General features: G+C 61.8%; 15 protein-coding genes and 6 pseudogenes. 18 read left to right on the top strand and 3 right to left on the bottom strand.

What is annotated here, in order from left to right:
* Window positions 1-11: 11 nt before the first annotated feature.
* The 8 genes and pseudogenes from ABS761_RS07200 to ABS761_RS07165 all read left to right on the top strand — a co-directional run.
* Window positions 12-563 (top strand): annotated as a pseudogene (locus ABS761_RS07200) (conjugal transfer protein TrbE); the annotation flags it as partial.
* Window positions 563-1,504, top strand: a pseudogene (locus tag ABS761_RS07195) (type IV secretion system protein); the annotation flags it as partial. The pseudogenes ABS761_RS07200 and ABS761_RS07195, both read left to right, overlap by 1 nt.
* A gap of 17 nt (window positions 1,505-1,521) precedes the next feature.
* The gene (gene trbF / locus ABS761_RS07190) at window positions 1,522-2,226 is read left to right on the top strand and encodes a conjugal transfer protein TrbF (protein WP_054666135.1); all 705 of its coding nucleotides are present in this window, start codon (window positions 1,522-1,524) and stop codon (window positions 2,224-2,226) included.
* Window positions 2,223-3,227: a P-type conjugative transfer protein TrbG gene (gene trbG / locus ABS761_RS07185; protein ID WP_350407471.1), complete on the top strand. Its 1,005-nt coding sequence runs from the start codon at window positions 2,223-2,225 to the stop codon at window positions 3,225-3,227. Before trbF ends, trbG begins: the two co-directional genes overlap by 4 nt.
* A gap of 2 nt (window positions 3,228-3,229) precedes the next feature.
* The gene (locus ABS761_RS07180) at window positions 3,230-4,498 is read left to right on the top strand and encodes a TraB/TrbI/VirB10 family type IV secretion system protein (RefSeq protein ID WP_350407470.1); all 1,269 of its coding nucleotides are present in this window, start codon (window positions 3,230-3,232) and stop codon (window positions 4,496-4,498) included.
* The gene (locus ABS761_RS07175; protein WP_054666128.1) at window positions 4,495-4,722 is read left to right on the top strand and encodes a DUF2274 domain-containing protein; all 228 of its coding nucleotides are present in this window, start codon (window positions 4,495-4,497) and stop codon (window positions 4,720-4,722) included. The genes ABS761_RS07180 and ABS761_RS07175 overlap by 4 nt, the downstream gene beginning before the upstream one ends.
* Before the next feature lie 127 nt (window positions 4,723-4,849).
* On the top strand, window positions 4,850-5,587 hold the full coding sequence (locus tag ABS761_RS07170) for a type IV toxin-antitoxin system AbiEi family antitoxin (RefSeq protein ID WP_054666126.1): 738 nt from the start codon (window positions 4,850-4,852) through the stop codon (window positions 5,585-5,587).
* Window positions 5,584-6,504: a nucleotidyl transferase AbiEii/AbiGii toxin family protein gene (locus ABS761_RS07165; RefSeq protein WP_054666124.1), complete on the top strand. Its 921-nt coding sequence runs from the start codon at window positions 5,584-5,586 to the stop codon at window positions 6,502-6,504. The genes ABS761_RS07170 and ABS761_RS07165 overlap by 4 nt, the downstream gene beginning before the upstream one ends.
* A gap of 1,092 nt (window positions 6,505-7,596) precedes the next feature.
* On the opposite strand, the gene ABS761_RS07160 is transcribed toward ABS761_RS07165, so the two are convergent.
* Window positions 7,597-8,556 carry a Wadjet anti-phage system protein JetA family protein gene (locus tag ABS761_RS07160; RefSeq protein ID WP_350407469.1) on the bottom strand — a complete coding sequence of 320 codons (960 nt, stop codon included), beginning with the start codon at window positions 8,554-8,556 and terminating at the stop codon, window positions 7,597-7,599.
* A complete protein-coding gene (locus tag ABS761_RS07155; protein ID WP_050449711.1) occupies window positions 8,538-9,371 on the bottom strand; it encodes a WYL domain-containing protein in 834 nt (277 codons plus the stop codon). Before ABS761_RS07155 ends, ABS761_RS07160 begins: the two co-directional genes overlap by 19 nt.
* A gap of 232 nt (window positions 9,372-9,603) precedes the next feature.
* On the opposite strand from ABS761_RS07155, the gene ABS761_RS07150 reads away from it, so the two are divergent.
* The 4 genes and pseudogenes from ABS761_RS07150 to ABS761_RS07135 form a co-directional block, all read left to right on the top strand.
* On the top strand, window positions 9,604-10,215 hold the full coding sequence (locus tag ABS761_RS07150; protein ID WP_050449712.1) for a hypothetical protein: 612 nt from the start codon (window positions 9,604-9,606) through the stop codon (window positions 10,213-10,215).
* On the top strand, window positions 10,208-11,152 hold the full coding sequence (locus tag ABS761_RS07145) for a nucleotidyl transferase AbiEii/AbiGii toxin family protein (RefSeq protein WP_059412797.1): 945 nt from the start codon (window positions 10,208-10,210) through the stop codon (window positions 11,150-11,152). Before ABS761_RS07150 ends, ABS761_RS07145 begins: the two co-directional genes overlap by 8 nt.
* A 12-nt stretch (window positions 11,153-11,164) precedes the next feature.
* Window positions 11,165-11,449, top strand: a complete 285-nt coding sequence (locus tag ABS761_RS07140) for a hypothetical protein (protein WP_156173867.1) — start codon at window positions 11,165-11,167, stop codon at window positions 11,447-11,449.
* Between the two features lie 321 nt (window positions 11,450-11,770).
* Window positions 11,771-12,770, top strand: a pseudogene (locus ABS761_RS07135) (tyrosine-type recombinase/integrase); the annotation flags it as partial.
* On the opposite strand, the pseudogene ABS761_RS07130 reads toward ABS761_RS07135, so the two are convergent.
* Window positions 12,767-12,892: pseudogene (locus ABS761_RS07130) on the bottom strand (IS3 family transposase); the annotation flags it as partial. The pseudogenes ABS761_RS07135 and ABS761_RS07130 overlap by 4 nt on opposite strands.
* Between ABS761_RS07130 and ABS761_RS07125 the strand changes: the two are divergent.
* The 6 genes and pseudogenes from ABS761_RS07125 to istB all read left to right on the top strand — a co-directional run.
* Window positions 12,891-13,067: pseudogene (locus ABS761_RS07125) on the top strand (conjugal transfer protein TraJ); the annotation flags it as partial. The pseudogenes ABS761_RS07130 and ABS761_RS07125 sit on opposite strands and share 2 nt — an antisense overlap.
* 294 nt (window positions 13,068-13,361) lie before the next feature.
* The gene (locus ABS761_RS07120; protein ID WP_350407468.1) at window positions 13,362-13,610 is read left to right on the top strand and encodes a FitA-like ribbon-helix-helix domain-containing protein; all 249 of its coding nucleotides are present in this window, start codon (window positions 13,362-13,364) and stop codon (window positions 13,608-13,610) included.
* Window positions 13,607-14,032, top strand: a complete 426-nt coding sequence (locus ABS761_RS07115) for a type II toxin-antitoxin system VapC family toxin (RefSeq protein ID WP_350407467.1) — start codon at window positions 13,607-13,609, stop codon at window positions 14,030-14,032. Before ABS761_RS07120 ends, ABS761_RS07115 begins: the two co-directional genes overlap by 4 nt.
* Window positions 14,033-14,223: 191 nt before the next feature.
* On the top strand, window positions 14,224-14,532 hold the full coding sequence (locus ABS761_RS07110) for a TrbJ/VirB5 family protein (protein ID WP_502881395.1): 309 nt from the start codon (window positions 14,224-14,226) through the stop codon (window positions 14,530-14,532).
* 72 nt (window positions 14,533-14,604) lie between these two features.
* Window positions 14,605-15,633: pseudogene (gene istA, locus ABS761_RS07105) on the top strand (IS21 family transposase).
* Window positions 15,630-16,430 carry an IS21-like element helper ATPase IstB gene (gene istB / locus ABS761_RS07100; protein WP_350407466.1) on the top strand — a complete coding sequence of 267 codons (801 nt, stop codon included), beginning with the start codon at window positions 15,630-15,632 and terminating at the stop codon, window positions 16,428-16,430. The pseudogene istA and the gene istB overlap by 4 nt, the downstream one beginning before the upstream one ends.
* The last annotated feature ends 2 nt before the right edge of the window (window positions 16,431-16,432 follow it).

Here is a 16,432-nt window from a genome sequence, read left to right as displayed (position 1 = left end):
AGGACGCCGCGATGCTGAACCTCGCCGAATATCGCCAGCGCCCAGCCTTGCTTGCCGACTGGCTGCCCTGGGCCGGGCTGGTCGCACCGGGCGTCGTCTTGAACAAGGATGGCAGTTTCCAGCGCACGGCCCGGTTTCGCGGGCCTGACCTCGACAGCGCGACGCAGGGTGAGTTGATCGCTACGTCGGCACGCTTGAACAACGCGCTGCGCCGCATGGGTTCGGGCTGGGCGCTGTTCATTGAAGCCGAGCGCCGTCCCGCTGCCGACTATCCACACTCGGAGTTTCCCGAGCCGCTGTCCTGGCTGGTGGACGAGGAACGCCGCGCGACCTTCGAGGAATCTGGCAATCACTTTGAGAGCGGCTATCACCTGACGCTGCTTTACCTGCCGCCGGAAGAATCCCGCGCCCGTGCAGCCAAGATGCTCTACGAGAACACGCCGACGAATGGCGTGGACTGGCGCGAGCGGCTGCAAGCGTTCGTCGCGGAAACGGATCGCGTCTTTGACCTGCTCGACGGCGTGATGCCGGAAATTGACTGGCTCGACGACGGGCAGACGCTGAGGTGTTCGTGAACATCACGCCCATCGTCGTGATGTTCCTGGCGTGGCTGATCGTCCTCCTGTGCTTCTTCGTGCTGGCGATCCAGCTTTTCATCACGCTGATCGAGTTCAAGCTGACCACGCTCGCGGGCTTCGTGCTGGTGCCGTTCGCACTCTGGAACAAGACCGCATTCCTCGCGGAGAAGGTGCTGGGTAACGTGGTGTCTTCGGGCATCAAGGTGCTGGTGCTGGCGGTGATCGTGGGCATCGGCTCGGGACTGTTCGCCGAGTTTCAGGTACAGCCGGCCGAGCCATCCATCGACCACTCCGTGGTCGTGATGCTGGCCTCGCTGACGCTGCTGGCCTTGGGCATCTTCGGGCCGGGCATTGCAACCGGGCTGGTGTCCGGTGGGCCGCAGCTCGGCGCGGGCGCGATGGCCGGTGCCGCGCTGGGTGCAGCCGGCGCGGCCGTTGCGGTGGGCGCTGCGGCCACGGGTGTCGGCGGCGCAGTCGCTGCCGGTGCGCGTATGGCGCCCGCAGCCGCCAAGCTGGCCGGCAGCGGAGCGCGTGCCGCCGCTTCGACGGCCAGTAGCGCACGGTCGGCGTTCCAGGCTGGCTCTGCATCCGCCGGCGGAGGCCTCAAGGGCGCTGCCGCCGGCGTGGGCAATGTCGCCAAGACCGGCGCGCAGGCGGCCGGGCAGAAGGTGGCCGATGGGGCGCGCTCGATGAAGGAGCGTGTCGCCGCCGCCTTCCGGCCGGGCGACGCCGGATCGGCGTCGGGAGCCAGTGCCGCACAGACTGCGAACGAGCCAACCCCATCCACCGCGCAACCCGCCTGGGCCAAGCGCCTGCATCGCAGGCAGCAGCTCACCCATGCAGCGACGACCGCCGCCCACACGCTGCGCGGTGGCGACGGCGGCAGCTCTAGCCAAGGCCCGAGCCTGCGCGATTCCGATTCCTGATCTTCAAGGAGAACCCCATGCGATTCAAACGACCACAGGTGCGCTACGCCGACACGCCGCAACCTGCCACCCCATACCAATCCGCCGCGCAGGTCTGGGACGAGCGCATCGGCTCGGCCCGCGTGCAGGCGAAGAACTGGCGTTTCATGGCCTTCGGCTGTCTCACGCTGGCGGTGCTGATGGCGGGCGGCCTGGTGTGGCGCTCGGCGCAGTCCATCGTCACGCCCTACGTCATCGAGGTGGACAACGCGGGCCAAGTGCGCGCCGTCGGCGAAGCCGCCACGCCGTACCGGCCCAGCGATGCGCAGATTGCCTATCACCTCGGCCGCTTCATCGGCCTGGTGCGCTCGCTGTCCATTGACCCCATCGTGGTGCGACAGAACTGGCTCGATGCCTACGACTACACGACCGACAAAGGCGCCGTGGTGCTCAACGAGTACGCCCGTGTGAACGATCCGTTCGCGCGCATCGGCAAGGAATCGGTGACGGTGCAGATCAGCAGCGTGACTCGCGCCAGCGACACGTCGTTCAACGTGCGCTGGACGGAGACGCGCTTCGTCAACGGCGCATTGGATCGCACCGAACGCTGGAACGCGGTGATTTCCACGGTGCTGCAAGCTCCGCGCACCGAGCAGCGCCTGCGCAAGAACCCCTTGGGCATCTACGTCAACGGCCTGTCGTGGAGCCGCGAACTGGAAGCGAACGAAGGAGCCAAGCCATGAATGCACTTTTCCGTAAATCCGCCTTGCTGGTGATGCTGTTGGCTTCGACCGTACTGTTCTCGGGCTGCGCCACGCAGGGCAAGCCGCCGCCGTCCATCTCGCTTGATGAGCCGGTGCAAGCCCAGCCGCTGCCCGAGGCGCCGAAGCCGGTGGAAGTGGTGGCCGTGCCGCAGGTGCTGCCGATGCCGGCGCAGATGAAACCCATCCCGGATGCCAAGCCCGCCGCGGAACCTGCCGATGAAACCGTGCGCGTGTCCCGCGCCAATGCCGAAGCGCGCATTGCGCCCACGCGCGAAGGCTACGTCAACGCGATTCAGGTGTGGCCTTTCACCGATGGTGCGCTGTACCAGGTCTATGCGGCCGTGGGCCGCGTGACCGTGATCGCTCTCCAGCCGAGCGAGGAACTGGTGACGGTGGCCGCCGGCGACACCGTGCGCTGGATCGTCGGGGATACATCGAGCGGCAGCGGCGATGCGCTGCGCGTCAATGTGATGGTCAAGCCCATCCGTTCGGGCCTCAAGACCAATTTAGTCATCACCACGAGTCGGCGTACCTACCTGCTGGAGCTGACATCGACCGAGAAGACGTGGATGGCGTCGGCCTCCTGGGAATATCCCAAGGACAAGATGCTGGCTTTGCAGCGCCAGGCACAGGCGGCCAGCGCCGCCGCACCGGTCGATGCCGGGCTATCGCTGGAGAAGATCCGCTTCCGCTATGCGGTCAGTGGCAGCAACCCGCCGTGGAAGCCGCTGCGCGCTTTCGACGATGGCGAGAAGGTCTACATCCAGTTTCCGCCGGGCATCGCCCAGGGCGAGCTGCCGCCGCTGTTCGTGATCGGTGCCCAGGGTGACGGGCAGTTGGTGAACTACCGCTTCCGCCCGCCGTACTACATCGTGGATCGCCTGTTCGGCGCGGCCGAGCTGCGCCTGGGCGGTGACAAGGGCGACGTGGTGCGGATCGAGCGCACAGATGGTGTCTCGGGTGGCACGCGGAGGAACTGACCATGAGCCAGGACGATTCCCCTGATCTTGCACCGCAGGCGGGCAAGGTCGCGCCCGAGGCGGTGGTGCTGCGCGCACAACCGCGCCCGGTCACGCGCCTGAATCGGCGCACCTTGGCCATCCTCACGGGCGGCCTGTCGGTCGCCGTGCTCGGGGCCACGATCTGGTCGTTGCAGCCGCACCGGCGCGGCGCGGGCGAGCAGACCGAGCTGTACAACGTGGATCGCGTCTCGAAGTCCGAAGGGCTGGATGGCCTGCCGGCCGACTACTCGAAGCTGCCGCCGAAGGTGCCCGAGTTGGGGCCGCCGCTGCCGGGCGATCTGGGGCCGGCCATCGTGCATTCGCAGCAACCGGTGACGCCCACCTATGCGCCACCGGGCCACGACCCGGCCGACGCGCTGCGCAAGGAGGCCGATGCGGCGGCGGCTTCGTCGGTGTTCTTTCGCTCCGGCAACCAGGGCAAGGCCGCTGCGCCAGCCACGGCGCAAGTCGCTGCGACCGGCCCGACATCGGGCTTGGCGGGATTCGATCCGCTGGCGGCTGGCCCGGCCTCGACGGCGGCCCAGCCCGCCGACCCCACCGCTGTGCAGAACCGGCAAGACCAGAAAGAGGCCTTCCTGAAGGACGGTTCTACGGAAACCCGCAATTCCGGCAATCTGCAAATGCCGTCCTCGCCGTACCAGGTGATGGCCGGAACGGTGATCGCCGGGGCGCTGGTGACGGGCATCAAGTCCGATCTTCCGGGCGACGTGATCGCCACGGTGACGGAGCCGGTCTATGACACGGCCACGGGCAAGTTCCTGCTGATCCCGCAGGGATCGCGCATCCTTGGGCGCTACAACAGCCAGGTCAGTTATGGGCAGAGCCGCGTGCAGGTGGTGTGGAACCGGGTCATCCTGCCGGACACGTCTTCGCTGAAGCTCGACAACCTGGCTGGCACCGATCCGGCCGGCTATTCCGGCCTGGAGGATGGCGTCGATTGGCATTGGGGGCGCATCTTTGCGGGTGCGGCGCTGACCACGCTGCTGGGCGTGGGTGCCGAGCTGGCCGCGCCGGAGAACCGGCAGGATGGCAACCGCATCGTGATCGCTGGGCGCGACAGCACGCAGGACAGCATCAATCAAGTCGGCCAGGAGATGACCCGGCGCAACATGAACATCCAGCCGACGCTGACCGAGCGGCCGGGCCTGCCGGTGCGGATCATCGTCAACCGCGATTTGGTGTTGCGGCCTTACCAGCCGATGTTCTTCCAGCGGGGGGCGATGCAATGAGCATGACCAAGAAGCTGCGGCTCGGGCCGCTGCCCAAGACCGAGAGCATCAAGCTGACCTTCGCCTGCCCGGCCAGCCTGAAAGCCGACCTTGACCGCTACGCTGCGCTGCACGCGCAGGCGTATGGTGAGACGGTCGATGCCATGACGCTGATCCCGCACATGCTGGAGGCGTTCATGGCGGCGGATCGGGGATTCAAGCGGGGCAGGGGAGACGACAAGTAACCGTCTTTCCGCGCCGCTGCGCCGAATGGATGAGATTTTGGATATGTTGCCATCATCGTATTCAAACTACGACTGGGTGCGCCATATTAAATTGACTATCGCTTGGAAAAGTTGTAAAAACCGTAGCATGGCTACGACTAATTCAAGCAAGCTAAACGCGCTCTACACCCGGCTGGCACCGGGAACGCCGCTGACCTCTGAGGACTTGGCGGCGTTGGGCATCTCTGCCGACCTGGCCGTTCACTACGTCCGGGCAGGGTGGCTCACGCGCCTGGCGCGGGGAGTGTTCTGCCGTCCGAACGACGTCCCGGCGCTCCATCCCAGCCTGCTGCTGTTGCAGCGCCAATTCGAGGGGTTGCACGTCGGCGGCAAGTCGGCGCTGGACTGGTACGGTGTGCGGCAGTACGTGTCGCAGCAGCCGGTGCTGCACCTGTATGGCTGGAAGGCAGCGCGCTTGCCGCAATGGTTCACCGAACGCTTCCCGGCCGAGTACCACCGCAAGCGGCTGTTCGATGAGCAGCCGGACGCCTTGCTGCACGTCGGCCCGTTCGAGAAGCGCAGCGGGGCGCCGCAGGTGTCGGCGCCGGAGCGCGCGTTGCTGGAACTGTTGAGCGAGGTTGGCGTGCGCCAGCCCTTGCAGGAAGCCCGCGAACTCGTCGAGAGCGCCTACGGCCTGCGCGCCGATGTGCTGCGCGAACTGTTGCAGCACTGCACAAGCGTCAAGACCGTGCGGCTGTGCCTGCAACTCGGCCGCGAGGCGTCACTGCCTTGGGCGGCCAAGCTCGATCCGGCCACGCTTCCGACGGGTAGCGACCGGCCCTGGGTGTCCCGGTCGTCCGACGGCCTGCTGGTGCTCAAGCCATGAACCAGACCTATCTCGATACCGCGCGCCTGCTGACGCAGGTAGCGCCGCTGGTGTTCGCGGATGACACCTTTGCGCTGAAGGGCGGCACGGCGATCAATCTGTTTGTGCGCGACATGCCGCGTCTGTCGGTCGATCTCGATCTGGTCTTTCCCGATCACACGCTGCCGCGTGACGAGGCGTTGGCGCGTATCAACGAGGCCGTTCGGCAGGCCGCCGAGCGGTTAAAGAAGCGGGGATTCCAGACGCACGCACCAGCGGCAGCAGCAGGGGAGACGAAGTTGCTGGTGCGTCGCGGCTCGATTCAGGTCAAGGTCGAAGTCAACTTCGTCATGCGCGGCACGGTGCAACCGGTGCGCCGCGCTTCGCTGACGCCGATTGCCCGCGACACTTTGCTGGCTGATCTGGAGATCCCGGTGGCGTCGCTGGAGGACGTGTACGGCGGCAAGCTGGTGGCGGCACTGGATCGGCAGCACCCACGTGACCTGTTCGACGTGATGCAGCTCTTTGCGCATGAGGGCATCACGCCCGGCATCCGGCGTGCCTTCGTGGTCTACCTGGCCAGCAGCAATCGGCCGATCCATGAAGTGCTATTCACGCCCCTGCGGGACATCCGGCATGACTATGAGCACAACTTCCAAGGCATGACGGCCGAGCCCGTGCCGCTCGATGCGCTGCTTGCTGCCCGCGAGCGCATGGTGCGCGAAATCCAGCAGGGCTTGGACGACGACGAGCGGCGCTTCCTGCTGTCGCTGGCCGCTGGCACGCCGGAGTGGTCGCTGCTGGGCATCGCACACCTCGAACATCTGCCTGGCATCCGCTGGAAGCTGCGCAACCTGGCGCAGTTGCAGAAGACCGATGCGAAGAAGTTTGCCGAGCAGGCCGACTTGCTCGCTACGCGACTGGCTGCGGTATCCTAAGCGCTGATTGATGATGAGCCGATGCCGCGTAAACCCGCGCCAGCAAAGGACCTGTTTTTCTGACGGTAAAAGCGACGGTAACGGCCTATGTCGATCAAAGCAAATCCCTTTAACCACGCGGACTTGCGTGAGCTGTTGATGATCGAGTGGGAGTGATTTCCCGCCTGGCAGGCTGATGCGATAACTGGCATCAGAACGATGGAGAGCCCCTGTTTTAGCGGCTCTCCATTTTTTTGGTGCGCCCGGCAGGGCGCATTCACTAGAGGGTGCAAGTCCCTTACTCGCCCGACAAGGGGAAGAGTTAGCCTAAGGCAAGGGTTTCGCGGGCGACTGCGAGTCTGAAGGAAGCCTGCGGGCAAAGCGCTGGCCTGACGTACAGGAAGCGGATGAGGCGTTGCAGCGGGGTAAGGCGGCCAAAATCGTCAAAGCCCAATACTTGTACGGAACGCTGCCACGTAGATCCGACAGGCATAAGCGTGAAAGTGGGTGCGCAATACCCGGGGAGATCTGATTGGGTGCCGGGATAACCGGCTACCGGTGCCGTGAGGCGGCGGGATGCCCGATCAGAAGTCAGCAGAGGGCATAGTAGTTGGTGGCGAAGGTGGTGAGCCGATGAGAACCTGCCAGCGAAGGCCCGAACAGGGGATACCGAGAGTAGGACGGATGATCTCGATGCATGTTGTTGAGGCAGAAGCCCTGGTGACAGGGGCCAGGAACGAGGCAGGCGGCCGGAAGCTGGGCGTGCATCATCGTCGATGTTTCCTGCCAGTAACACATCGAGGCAAGGCACTAGGGCCGCCGCACGGCGGCGCCAGCCTCGTGCTTGTCGGCAGACTTCAGTAGTCGCTCCAACGCCTTTCTGGCCAGCGGATCCATCTCGGACTGGTCTTGGCGGCTCATGCTGCGGCAAGGAACGCCGACAGCTTCTGCATGGCGCTGGACCATTTCTGACGGGAGTCTGTCTCAGCACGGTTGCTGCGGTGTTTGCAGTCGGCGACGATCTCACTGAAAGACAGACCCTGGCGTGTCAATAGCCTTTCCCATTGGTCCGATGCGTAATCGGCGTCGTAACCGTCAACCGCACGTGCTGCTTCAGCGATTCCCTTTTGGGTAGGCCAACGCCAGCTTGTTGGCGCGCCGGATTTCGTCGTCCAGCCGGTCCAGGTATTCGTCGATACGGCGCAGATCCTCTACCTTCTGGACGTCACGCTCGAACATGGCTTCAGCGCGGGTAGGGTCGCGGCCAGCTTGCTTCTCGAGGTACCACTGGATTAACCGAGCGCGCAGGTCTTGCGTCTGCTGGATATGGGTCACCAGGCGCAGGATCTCCTGACGCCGGGCCAGGGGATGCTCGCGCGTGCGCAATTCCTTGTAGTCACCGATGAACATGCGCTCGACGTAGTCATCGAAGAAGCGTCTCACGAACTCGCCGGTGGCGTCGACGCGACCGATCTCCAGCATTAGATCGCGCACATTCGTGCCGGCGATGCGGACGTGTTCAAGTAGGGCGCGCGACTGGCGGGCTGCTTCCTGCAGCGAGGCACCATCTGTGCTCTCGTCCAGAAGCAGCTTCAGGTTGGCTTCGATGCTGCGGATCTTGCCGGAGACGAACTCCGGGCCGGTGTGAGCGAACTCCACGAGGCGGTTCATGAAATGGGCGACGGCGGGAGCCATCGTCACCATCTCGCGCACGCCCACTCGGTCCACGCGGATCCATCCCGCGTCGCGCAAGCGATTGAAGACCATGATGGCTCGGATTGCCAGCGGTGTGGCTGGCGTCACGTCATCGCCTTCCGGAGTCCAGTCCTGGTACTGGAGTTCTTCGGCTATGTCGGCCGTGATTTCGCGCATCAAGAAGCCGGTACTCGGCGGCAACGGGGCCTCTGGGCCGAAGCGTTTGGCGTGCAGAACACACAGCAGTGACCAATATTGGAAGCGATTGGCCGAAGCCAGCGGCGCGAACAGGCGGTCGGGCAGGCGTTTGAAGAGCGGCGGATAGCGTTCAGCCACCTTCTCTTGGCGAATTTGGTCTGTTAAGTCATGAACAGCCATTGCCGGCACTCCTCTGTGTTTTCAATCGCCAGTTGATAGTCGGGAGGAGCCTGTCGACTCACGTCCGTGGCTGCCATGATCTCCTGCACCATGTAGTTCAGGAGGGCAGCCCTACAGCTTTCTACGCGCGCTGATGCCCCGTTGAAGTACTCGTTTCTGACGATCAGTTGCTGCGCAGGGCTGAGGCCAGGGTGAGCGGTAATCCTGACTTGGAGGACTGTGGACCAGGCAGCATCGGCGGCGATGTCTGCCAAGCTGGGCTCCGTGAGCAGTGTGACCTTGCTCATTCGCCCTAATACGAAGTCACGGAAGGCTCGCCTCTGCAGACAGTAGCCGCGGACGTGCCACCGTCGTCCTGCCCGTAACAGGCTGTGCGGCTCGACGGTTCGCTCGTGCGGTTCCGGGTTGTTCATGGAGCAGTAGACGAACCTCACCCTGAGACGATCTGCGATGGCCAAGTTCAGTCGGGAGAAGGTGCGAGGCGAGATGTGGGCGAAGTCCCATGAGATGGAGAGCGGCTTGCCTGGGACGTTCAGCGCATACGGGACCAGCATGGCGCTGATAGCGCCCGGCCACGAGGTATTCGCCGCCTGTTCGGCGTCCGCATACGCGATGGAGGTGGCCACATCTGCTTTAAGCTTGCTGTCCCATGCTACCCACTCCGGGTATGACTCCCGGAAATCGCGCAGCCACTCGCTGGCCCGTATAGGGCTCAACCCATACTCGGAGATAAGTCGAGCGCGGCTAACCCGCCCCTCCCAGAGAAGGATTCGGCCAACTTTGGTATCTCTTTCCTGCCGGCCCGCGTTAGGCATGGGTGTCGCCTTGTGATGAATGTCTATATGGTATGAAAAAACATATTATATGTAAATCCATATGATTTGGCGTAGCCAGCGATGATTATTGTCATGCGCTAGAGACCTCTTCCAGCGGGTACGTCCACAGGACGCATCGAGAGATTGGCGGTGACCCTTTGGACACTTTTTTGGGGCTGACGTAGTCGGCAGAATGCGATAAAATGCATGAAATTTCAATGAGAAATTAGACGTGCCTGCAGCTACTCTATCTGCCGTTGAGCCCCTTCGAGGGGCCGCAGCTCATCTTGCGGATGAGTTGCAAGCCGGTCGTGTCTATCGGCGCGAGGACCTGGCACGTCTGTCCACCGCAGTGGATAGGCATCTCCGTGAGCTGGTAGCCACAGGAAAGCTGAAAAAACTTGCTCAGGGCCTCTACCACGCGCCGAAGCAGTCCAGCTTTGGCCCGCTGCCACCAACTGATGACCAAGTGGTGGGGGGCTTTCTTCGTGACAAGGACTTTTTGGTGTTTTCACCCTCGGCCTACAACGCCGTGGGTCTTGGTACCACTCAGCTCTATAACCGCACGCTGGTCTACAACCACAAGCGCCATGGTGTTTTCCAACTTGGCAACCGGCAGTTCGATTTTCGAATGAAGCCGCGCTTCCCGAAGAAGCTGACCCCCGAGTTTCTGTATGTCGATCTGCTAAACAACCTTGAAGAGTTGGCCGAGGATCGTGATGCCGTTTTGCGCCAAGCGCGCAGCAAGCTGTCCTCGTTCGACTCAGTCCGGCTGCAGCGGGCCGCAGACAGTTTTGGCAATGTGGCGACGCGCAAGCGCCTGCGGGAGTGGATGAGTGCCTGATTTCCTGCACGCGCGGAAGGACTTTGATCAGTTGCTTGCTCTTGTCGCTGACGAACGGGGGCTTGATCCTATGTTGGTCGAGAAGGACTACTGGATCATGCATTGCCTGTGGGGTTTGCAGGCACAGGGCTTCCAGTTCGAACTAAAGGGAGGGACGTCGCTCTCGAAGGGCTTTGGCGTTATCCACCGTTTTTCCGAAGACATCGACATTCGCATCGAGCCGCCCGCCGACATGGATGTGAAGACGGGGCGCAATCAAGACAAGCCAGCGCACGTCCTTTCGCGCCGTACGTATTACGACGAACTGGCGGCGCGTATCCGTATCCCAGGCATCGGTAACGTTGAGCGCGACACGCAATTTGACGACGACAAGATGCGCAGCGCCGGCATCCGCTTGATATACACGCCGCGCGTATCGGCATTGGTAGGCGTCAAAGATGGAATTTTGTTGGAGCTTGGGTTTGACGACACGGCGCCCAATCGAGCTGTCACGATCTCGTCATGGGCTTTCGATGTTGCCAGAGATCGCGGCGTAGACGTGTTCGACAACCGTGCAGTCGCGGTACCTTGCTATGCGCCGACGCACACTTTCGTCGAGAAGCTTCAGACAATTTCCACCAAGTACCGTCGCTTGGGTGAGTCGGAGGCGTTTCCGGGAAATTTCCTTCGGCACTACTATGACGTGTACTGCCTTCTGGGTTTGGAGGAGGTGCAGGCATTCATGCGGGAACCGGCCTACCAAGAGCGCAAGGCGCAGCGCTTTCGGAGCGGTGATGAGCAGGTGATTGCACGAAACCAGGCTTTTGTCCTTGCTGACGCTGCACAACGTGAGCGCTTTGCGTTGGAGTACCGCAAGACGCAAGCGCTGTATTACCAGGGTCAGCCAGATTTTGATGCGCTGGTGGCTCGGATTCATCAATACATCGACGTAATGTGAGACGCGCCGTGTATGACTAAATTCAGTGAAGTCTCGCCAGTTCATCTCGCTTCGGCTATCCCGACCACGGACGTAGCGTATTTCATTGAAGATCTTGCCCGACGCTGCAATGTGACTTATGTCCCCACCGCGATGGATAGTTGGGCAAATACAGTGACCTGCCTTTCGGGAGACGAGGTGCAGTCAGGCCATGTGCAGGATTTGCTGATTGCGCTGAGGCGGGCGGGCAAGCTGTCTACCAACGAGATGATGTCGCTGTTAGTCAACTATCTGCGTGAATGTCAGCAACACAGATGATCTGGAATGAATTTAGGTCCTTCGAGGACTATCGACAGCTATCGAAAAACTGACGTAACGTGTTGATTTAGAAATAAATACGTCATGGCAGCTATCGGTGACTATCGCCGGCCAGCAAAGCAAGTTGGCGGTAGCGCTGACGGTAAAAATCGAGGCCGAATTAAGACCCGCTCGTTGACTATTCAGACTTTTACCGTCTTTGACGGTAAAAGCCACCTCTGGAATGCTGGTGTCATGCGGCTTTCCGGGCATCAACAGGTTTCCTGGTCCCTGACGGTAAAACCTGACGGTAAAAGCCGTCAAAAGCCGGAGGAAACCTCGATGCTCACCGACGCTGCACTGCGCAACCTGAAGCCTAAGTCCAAGATTTATAAGGCTTCTGATCGGGATGGGATGTACGTGACGGTATCGCCCAGCGGTACCGTCACCTTCCGTTATGACTACCGTCTGCACGGTCGCCGCGAGACGCTGACCCTCGGACGCTACGGCCCCGGCGGTATCTCGCTCGCGATGGCGCGTGAACTGCTCCTGGAGGCGCGCAAGACTGTGCTGCAGGGCGTATCGCCTGCGCTTGAAAAGCAGCGTGCAAAACGCCGGGTGACCGACATCAAGACCTTTGGGGCGGCGTTGGACACATGGCTGGACAATGCAAGGTTGGCCGACAGCACCCGCGCCATGCGCAAGCACATCATCGACCGGGACATCCTGCCGGTCTTCCGGAACCGCCTGCTGACCGAAATCCAGCCCGAGGACCTGCGGGCCTTGTGCAACAAGCTCAAGGAGCGGGGGGGCGCCAGCCACGGCGGTTCAGATTCGGGACATCGTGAAGCAGGTCTATGTCTACGCCATCACCCACGGTGAAAAGGTGGACAACCCCGCCGACAGCGTGCGGGCGTCCTCGATTGCCACCTTTGTCCCGAAGGATCGCGCCCTGTCGCCGCTGGAAATCCGGCTGATGGTGCAGCAGCTGGAGTCCGTGGCGACGTACCCGACCATCAAGCTGGCGCTGCGCCTGATCCTGCTGACGCTGGTGCGCAAGAGCGAACTGATCCAGGCCACCTGGGATGAAGTCGATTTCGAGCGCAAGACCTGGACGATTCCGAAGCAGCGGATGAAGGGGCGCAACCCACACGTGGTCTACCTGTCTACTCAGGCGCTCGACATCTTCGTCACGCTGCACGCCTGCGCGGCGGGTTCAAGCTTCGTTTTCCCTTCTCGCTACGATCCACGGAAGTGCATGTCCAATGCGACCCTGAATCGCATCACGATGCTCCTGGCGGAAGGCGCCAAGGCCAAAGGTCTGCCACTGCAGCCGTTCAGCCGGATGCTGCGCCCATCGGCCAACTGATCGTGCATGAAGTCCATCGACCAGACATGATTCGTGGCCGTCGGCACCGTCAGCGGTTCAGGTGCCTGGCGCACCAGGCGTTTGCGCGGCTTGATCAATGGCGACCTTGGTCGCCTGGGTGGCTTGCTGAAGCTCTGGCTTGCCGATGACGAGCGCACAGCCAGGTTCGGCCATGCAACCATCTTGGCGCTGCTGGGCAGGATCGAGGCCACGCAGGACGAAATGGGGCGCGTCATGAAAGCCGTGGTGAGGCCAAGGGCCGAGCCTTGAAATTTAAGCCGCTGAAAATTCGGAGGCCGGCTGATGATCGCCAATGATGTACCTCTGCGTCGCTGGGCAAGTCCGACTTTGCCGTCCTGGTGAACTACGTCGCCGACGAGCAAACCAAGGATCATCGGCTGGGTCAGGTGCAGATCACCAACTGCGATGCTGTGTCGGGGAGGGACGCCATCATCGAAAGAAAGACAGGCTGAACCAGCGCAAGGGGCGGAGTCAGTAGTCCTTGAGCTACTTGAATGCATTTTGTATAATTGATTTCACGGCAATCAATAGGAGGTTGCAGACATGAGAGCAGTAACGATCAGGAATGTGCCGGAAGAGGTGCATCGTGCCATCCGGGTTAGGGCGGCGCAGAACGGCCGTACATTGCAAGCTGAGATGTGCGAAATATTGGCTACCGCTGTGAAACCGGAAGGCCGGGTAAAGCTGGGCGACCTGCTGGCAGACATCGGACGCAAGGTGAAATTGACCGACGAAGAAATGGCGGTTTTTGAGCGTGACCATTCACCAGCCCGCGCAGCGAGTTTTGAATGATTCTGCTGGATACAAACGTTTTATCGGAGCAGTTTCGAGCCGTACCCGATGAAACGGTGATTGACTGGTTGAATCGTCAGCCGCTGGAAACGCTTTATCTGGCATCCATGACCGTGGCTGAACTGCGGGCTGGTGTTGCCCTGATGCCCGCAGGTAAGCGCCGGACAGTGCTCAGTGACAGCATCGAACACCAGGTGTTGCCGGTATTTGTGGGCCGAGTGCTGTCGTTTGATATGGCTTGCACACGCGCCTATGCCGATGTGCTGGCAGCCGCCCGCAAGTCCGGCAGCGGCATCGAGGCGGCTGATGCCGTCATCGCGGCGATTGCTCTGGATAGCGGTTTCAGCGTGGCTACGAGAGATGTAAGCCCGTTCCTGGCTGCCGGCGTGAAAGTCATTAATCCTTGGGAAGATCAAGAGTAAAGCAGTAATCGTGCAGGCTCGCACGACACACACCGCCCCTCAATAAAAACGTAAGCCCGGCGTGACGGTGTCGCAAGGGCGGGTACCTTGGCAGATTTTGGCGAACTGCCACGTGATGGCCCAACCCCACAGAAACACGTGGGGCAGATTAGCCGCAATAGCTAACTCATCACATCGAGAGGTACTCGGCCATGAAACGTGTCCGTTTTTTAGCGGCTAAAACCGCGCTTGCCGCCGTCCTGGCTGGCAGCATTATCACATCCACGCACGCCGGCATGCCCGTCATCGACGGCGGCAACCTGACGCAAAACGTCATGACGGCCATCGAGTCGGTGGCGCAGACGCTCAAGCAGATTGAGCAATACCAGACCCAGCTTCAGCAGTACGAAAACCAGCTCCAGAATACGGCTGCGCCAGCGGCCTATATCTGGGATCAGGCGCAGTCCACCATCAATGGGCTGATGAACGCAGTCAACATGCTGGTGTTACGCGCGGAGTAAAAATGAGCCACTTCGCGCGAAGTAAATCTGAGCCACTTTTTCGTAAAGTCGGATCTTTTGCGCGAGATCCGAGTGCTACACAAGGAAGAGTGGATGGAAATTCATGTGCTCAAGGCCCAGGGCCTCTCGGAGCGTCAAATAGCCCGTAAGCTGGGTATTTCACGGAACACGGTGGCGCGCTATTTGGACGCTCCCGAGGCGCCGAAGTACAAGATGCGCGAACCGCGGCCAACCAAGCTGGAGCCGTTCAAGGCCTATATCGAGCGGCGCATTGCCCAAGCCCGGCCAGACTGGATACCGGCCCCGGCCATGTTGCGGGAGCTGCGTTCGCAGGGTTACCCCGGCCAGATCCGGCAGTTGCAGGACTTCATGCGGTCCCGCAAACCGGCTCCCAAGGATGACCCTGTCGTGCGTTTCGAGACCGCGCCCGGCCAACAGATGCAGTGCGACTTCGTCGTGTTTCGGCGCGGACGCGACCCTCTCTATGCGTTCACAGCCACCCTCGGGTATAGCCGCTGGCGTTGGGTACGCTTCACATTCGACGAGACTGCGGCTACGCTGGTTGCCTGCCACCATGCTCTGTTTGACGTGCTGGGCGGTGTGCCGAAGGAAATCCTGTACGACAACGCCAAGAGTATCGTGATCAAGCGCGACGGCTATGGCCAAGGCCAGCATCGCTGGAACGACGATTTTCTGGACATGGCAAAACTGTACGGTTTCATGCCGCGCCTGTGCCGGCCGTATCGCGCGCGGACCAAGGGTAAGGTGGAATGCTTCCACCGCTACCTGCGCGGTAACTTCTACGTGCCGCTGGACAGCCGGATGCGGGCTAGCGGGTTGGTCGTTGATGCCGCCACCGCCAATGCGGAAGTTGGCAAATGGCTGCGTGATGTCGGCAACCGTCGGGCGCATCCGCACACCGGACATGCCCCCCACGCCCTGTACGAGAACGTTGAGAAGGTACTGCTGCAGCCATTGCCCAAGCATGTGCCGAAGTTCCAGCCAAGCTGGCCAGCAGTGCGACCCATCCGTGAGTAGATCCACTCGTTGCAGCATCCGCTCTCGGTCTACCAGCAGATTCTGACGGAGGTGGGCGCATGAACCTGCAAGCGGAACGCATCGAGGCCTACTGCCGCCAGCTCAAGCTGGATGGACTGGCACAGCGGTTTGAAGCCATCGCCGGCCGGGCCGCCGAACAGGACTGGAGCTTCCTGGAATTCCTGGAGCAGGCCCTGGCCCACGAGCGGGACGCGCGCCTGGTGCGCAGTCGGCAGACGCTGGCCCGCATGGCTTCCTTCCCGGTCATCAAGACGCTGGAGCAGTACGACTTTGAGTTCGCAACTGGCACACCCAAGAACCTGATCGAGGAACTGACCACGCTGCGATTCATCGAACGTGGGGAGAACGCCGTATTCCTTGGTCCGTCCGGCGTCGGCAAGAGCCACTTGGCTATCGCCCTGGGCTACCTGGCTACGCAGGCGGGGATCAAGACCCACTTCGTGACCGCCGCCGACCTGATGCTGCAGCTGGCTGCCGCACAGCGGCAGGACCGGTACGACTCGGTCATGCGCCACCGGGTGCTCGGGCCTCGGTTGCTGATCATCGACGAGATCGGGTATCTGCCCTTTACCGGCGACCAAGCCAGCCACTTCTTCCATATCGTCTCCAAGCGCTATGAACGGGGCGGCTCGATGATCCTGACCAGCAATCTCCCCTTTGCGCAGTGGGATGACACCTTTGGCGAGAACCCGACGCTCACCGCGGCCATGCTCGACCGCATCCTGCATCACGCGCACATCGTGCAAATCAAGGGGGACAGCTACCGGCTAAGGAAGCAAAAAAGGGCAGGATTCCTGGGGAAACCAGGCAAGGCAGTGGCTCAGAATTCGGTCGCGTAAAC

This window comes from Castellaniella sp. GW247-6E4, assembly GCF_040276065.1.
Classification (GTDB): domain Bacteria; phylum Pseudomonadota; class Gammaproteobacteria; order Burkholderiales; family Burkholderiaceae_B; genus Castellaniella.
This window is presented reverse-complemented; position numbering and strand designations above follow the sequence as displayed.

Bases quoted from the DNA above. Each gene is read 5' to 3' on its own strand.
- trbF (WP_054666135.1), top strand. From the start codon at position 1,522: ATGCGATTCAAACGACCACAGGTGCGCTACGCCGACACGCCGCAACCT.
- trbG (WP_350407471.1), top strand. From the start codon at position 2,223: ATGAATGCACTTTTCCGTAAATCCGCCTTGCTGGTGATGCTGTTGGCT.
- ABS761_RS07180 (WP_350407470.1), top strand. From the start codon at position 3,230: ATGAGCCAGGACGATTCCCCTGATCTTGCACCGCAGGCGGGCAAGGTC.
- ABS761_RS07175 (WP_054666128.1), top strand. From the start codon at position 4,495: ATGAGCATGACCAAGAAGCTGCGGCTCGGGCCGCTGCCCAAGACCGAG.
- ABS761_RS07170 (WP_054666126.1), top strand. From the start codon at position 4,850: ATGGCTACGACTAATTCAAGCAAGCTAAACGCGCTCTACACCCGGCTG.
- ABS761_RS07165 (WP_054666124.1), top strand. From the start codon at position 5,584: ATGAACCAGACCTATCTCGATACCGCGCGCCTGCTGACGCAGGTAGCG.
- ABS761_RS07160 (WP_350407469.1), bottom strand. From the start codon at position 8,556: ATGGCTGTTCATGACTTAACAGACCAAATTCGCCAAGAGAAGGTGGCT.
- ABS761_RS07155 (WP_050449711.1), bottom strand. From the start codon at position 9,371: ATGCCTAACGCGGGCCGGCAGGAAAGAGATACCAAAGTTGGCCGAATC.
- ABS761_RS07140 (WP_156173867.1), top strand. From the start codon at position 11,165: ATGACTAAATTCAGTGAAGTCTCGCCAGTTCATCTCGCTTCGGCTATC.
- ABS761_RS07120 (WP_350407468.1), top strand. From the start codon at position 13,362: ATGAGAGCAGTAACGATCAGGAATGTGCCGGAAGAGGTGCATCGTGCC.
- ABS761_RS07115 (WP_350407467.1), top strand. From the start codon at position 13,607: ATGATTCTGCTGGATACAAACGTTTTATCGGAGCAGTTTCGAGCCGTA.
- ABS761_RS07110 (WP_502881395.1), top strand. From the start codon at position 14,224: ATGAAACGTGTCCGTTTTTTAGCGGCTAAAACCGCGCTTGCCGCCGTC.
- istB (WP_350407466.1), top strand. From the start codon at position 15,630: ATGAACCTGCAAGCGGAACGCATCGAGGCCTACTGCCGCCAGCTCAAG.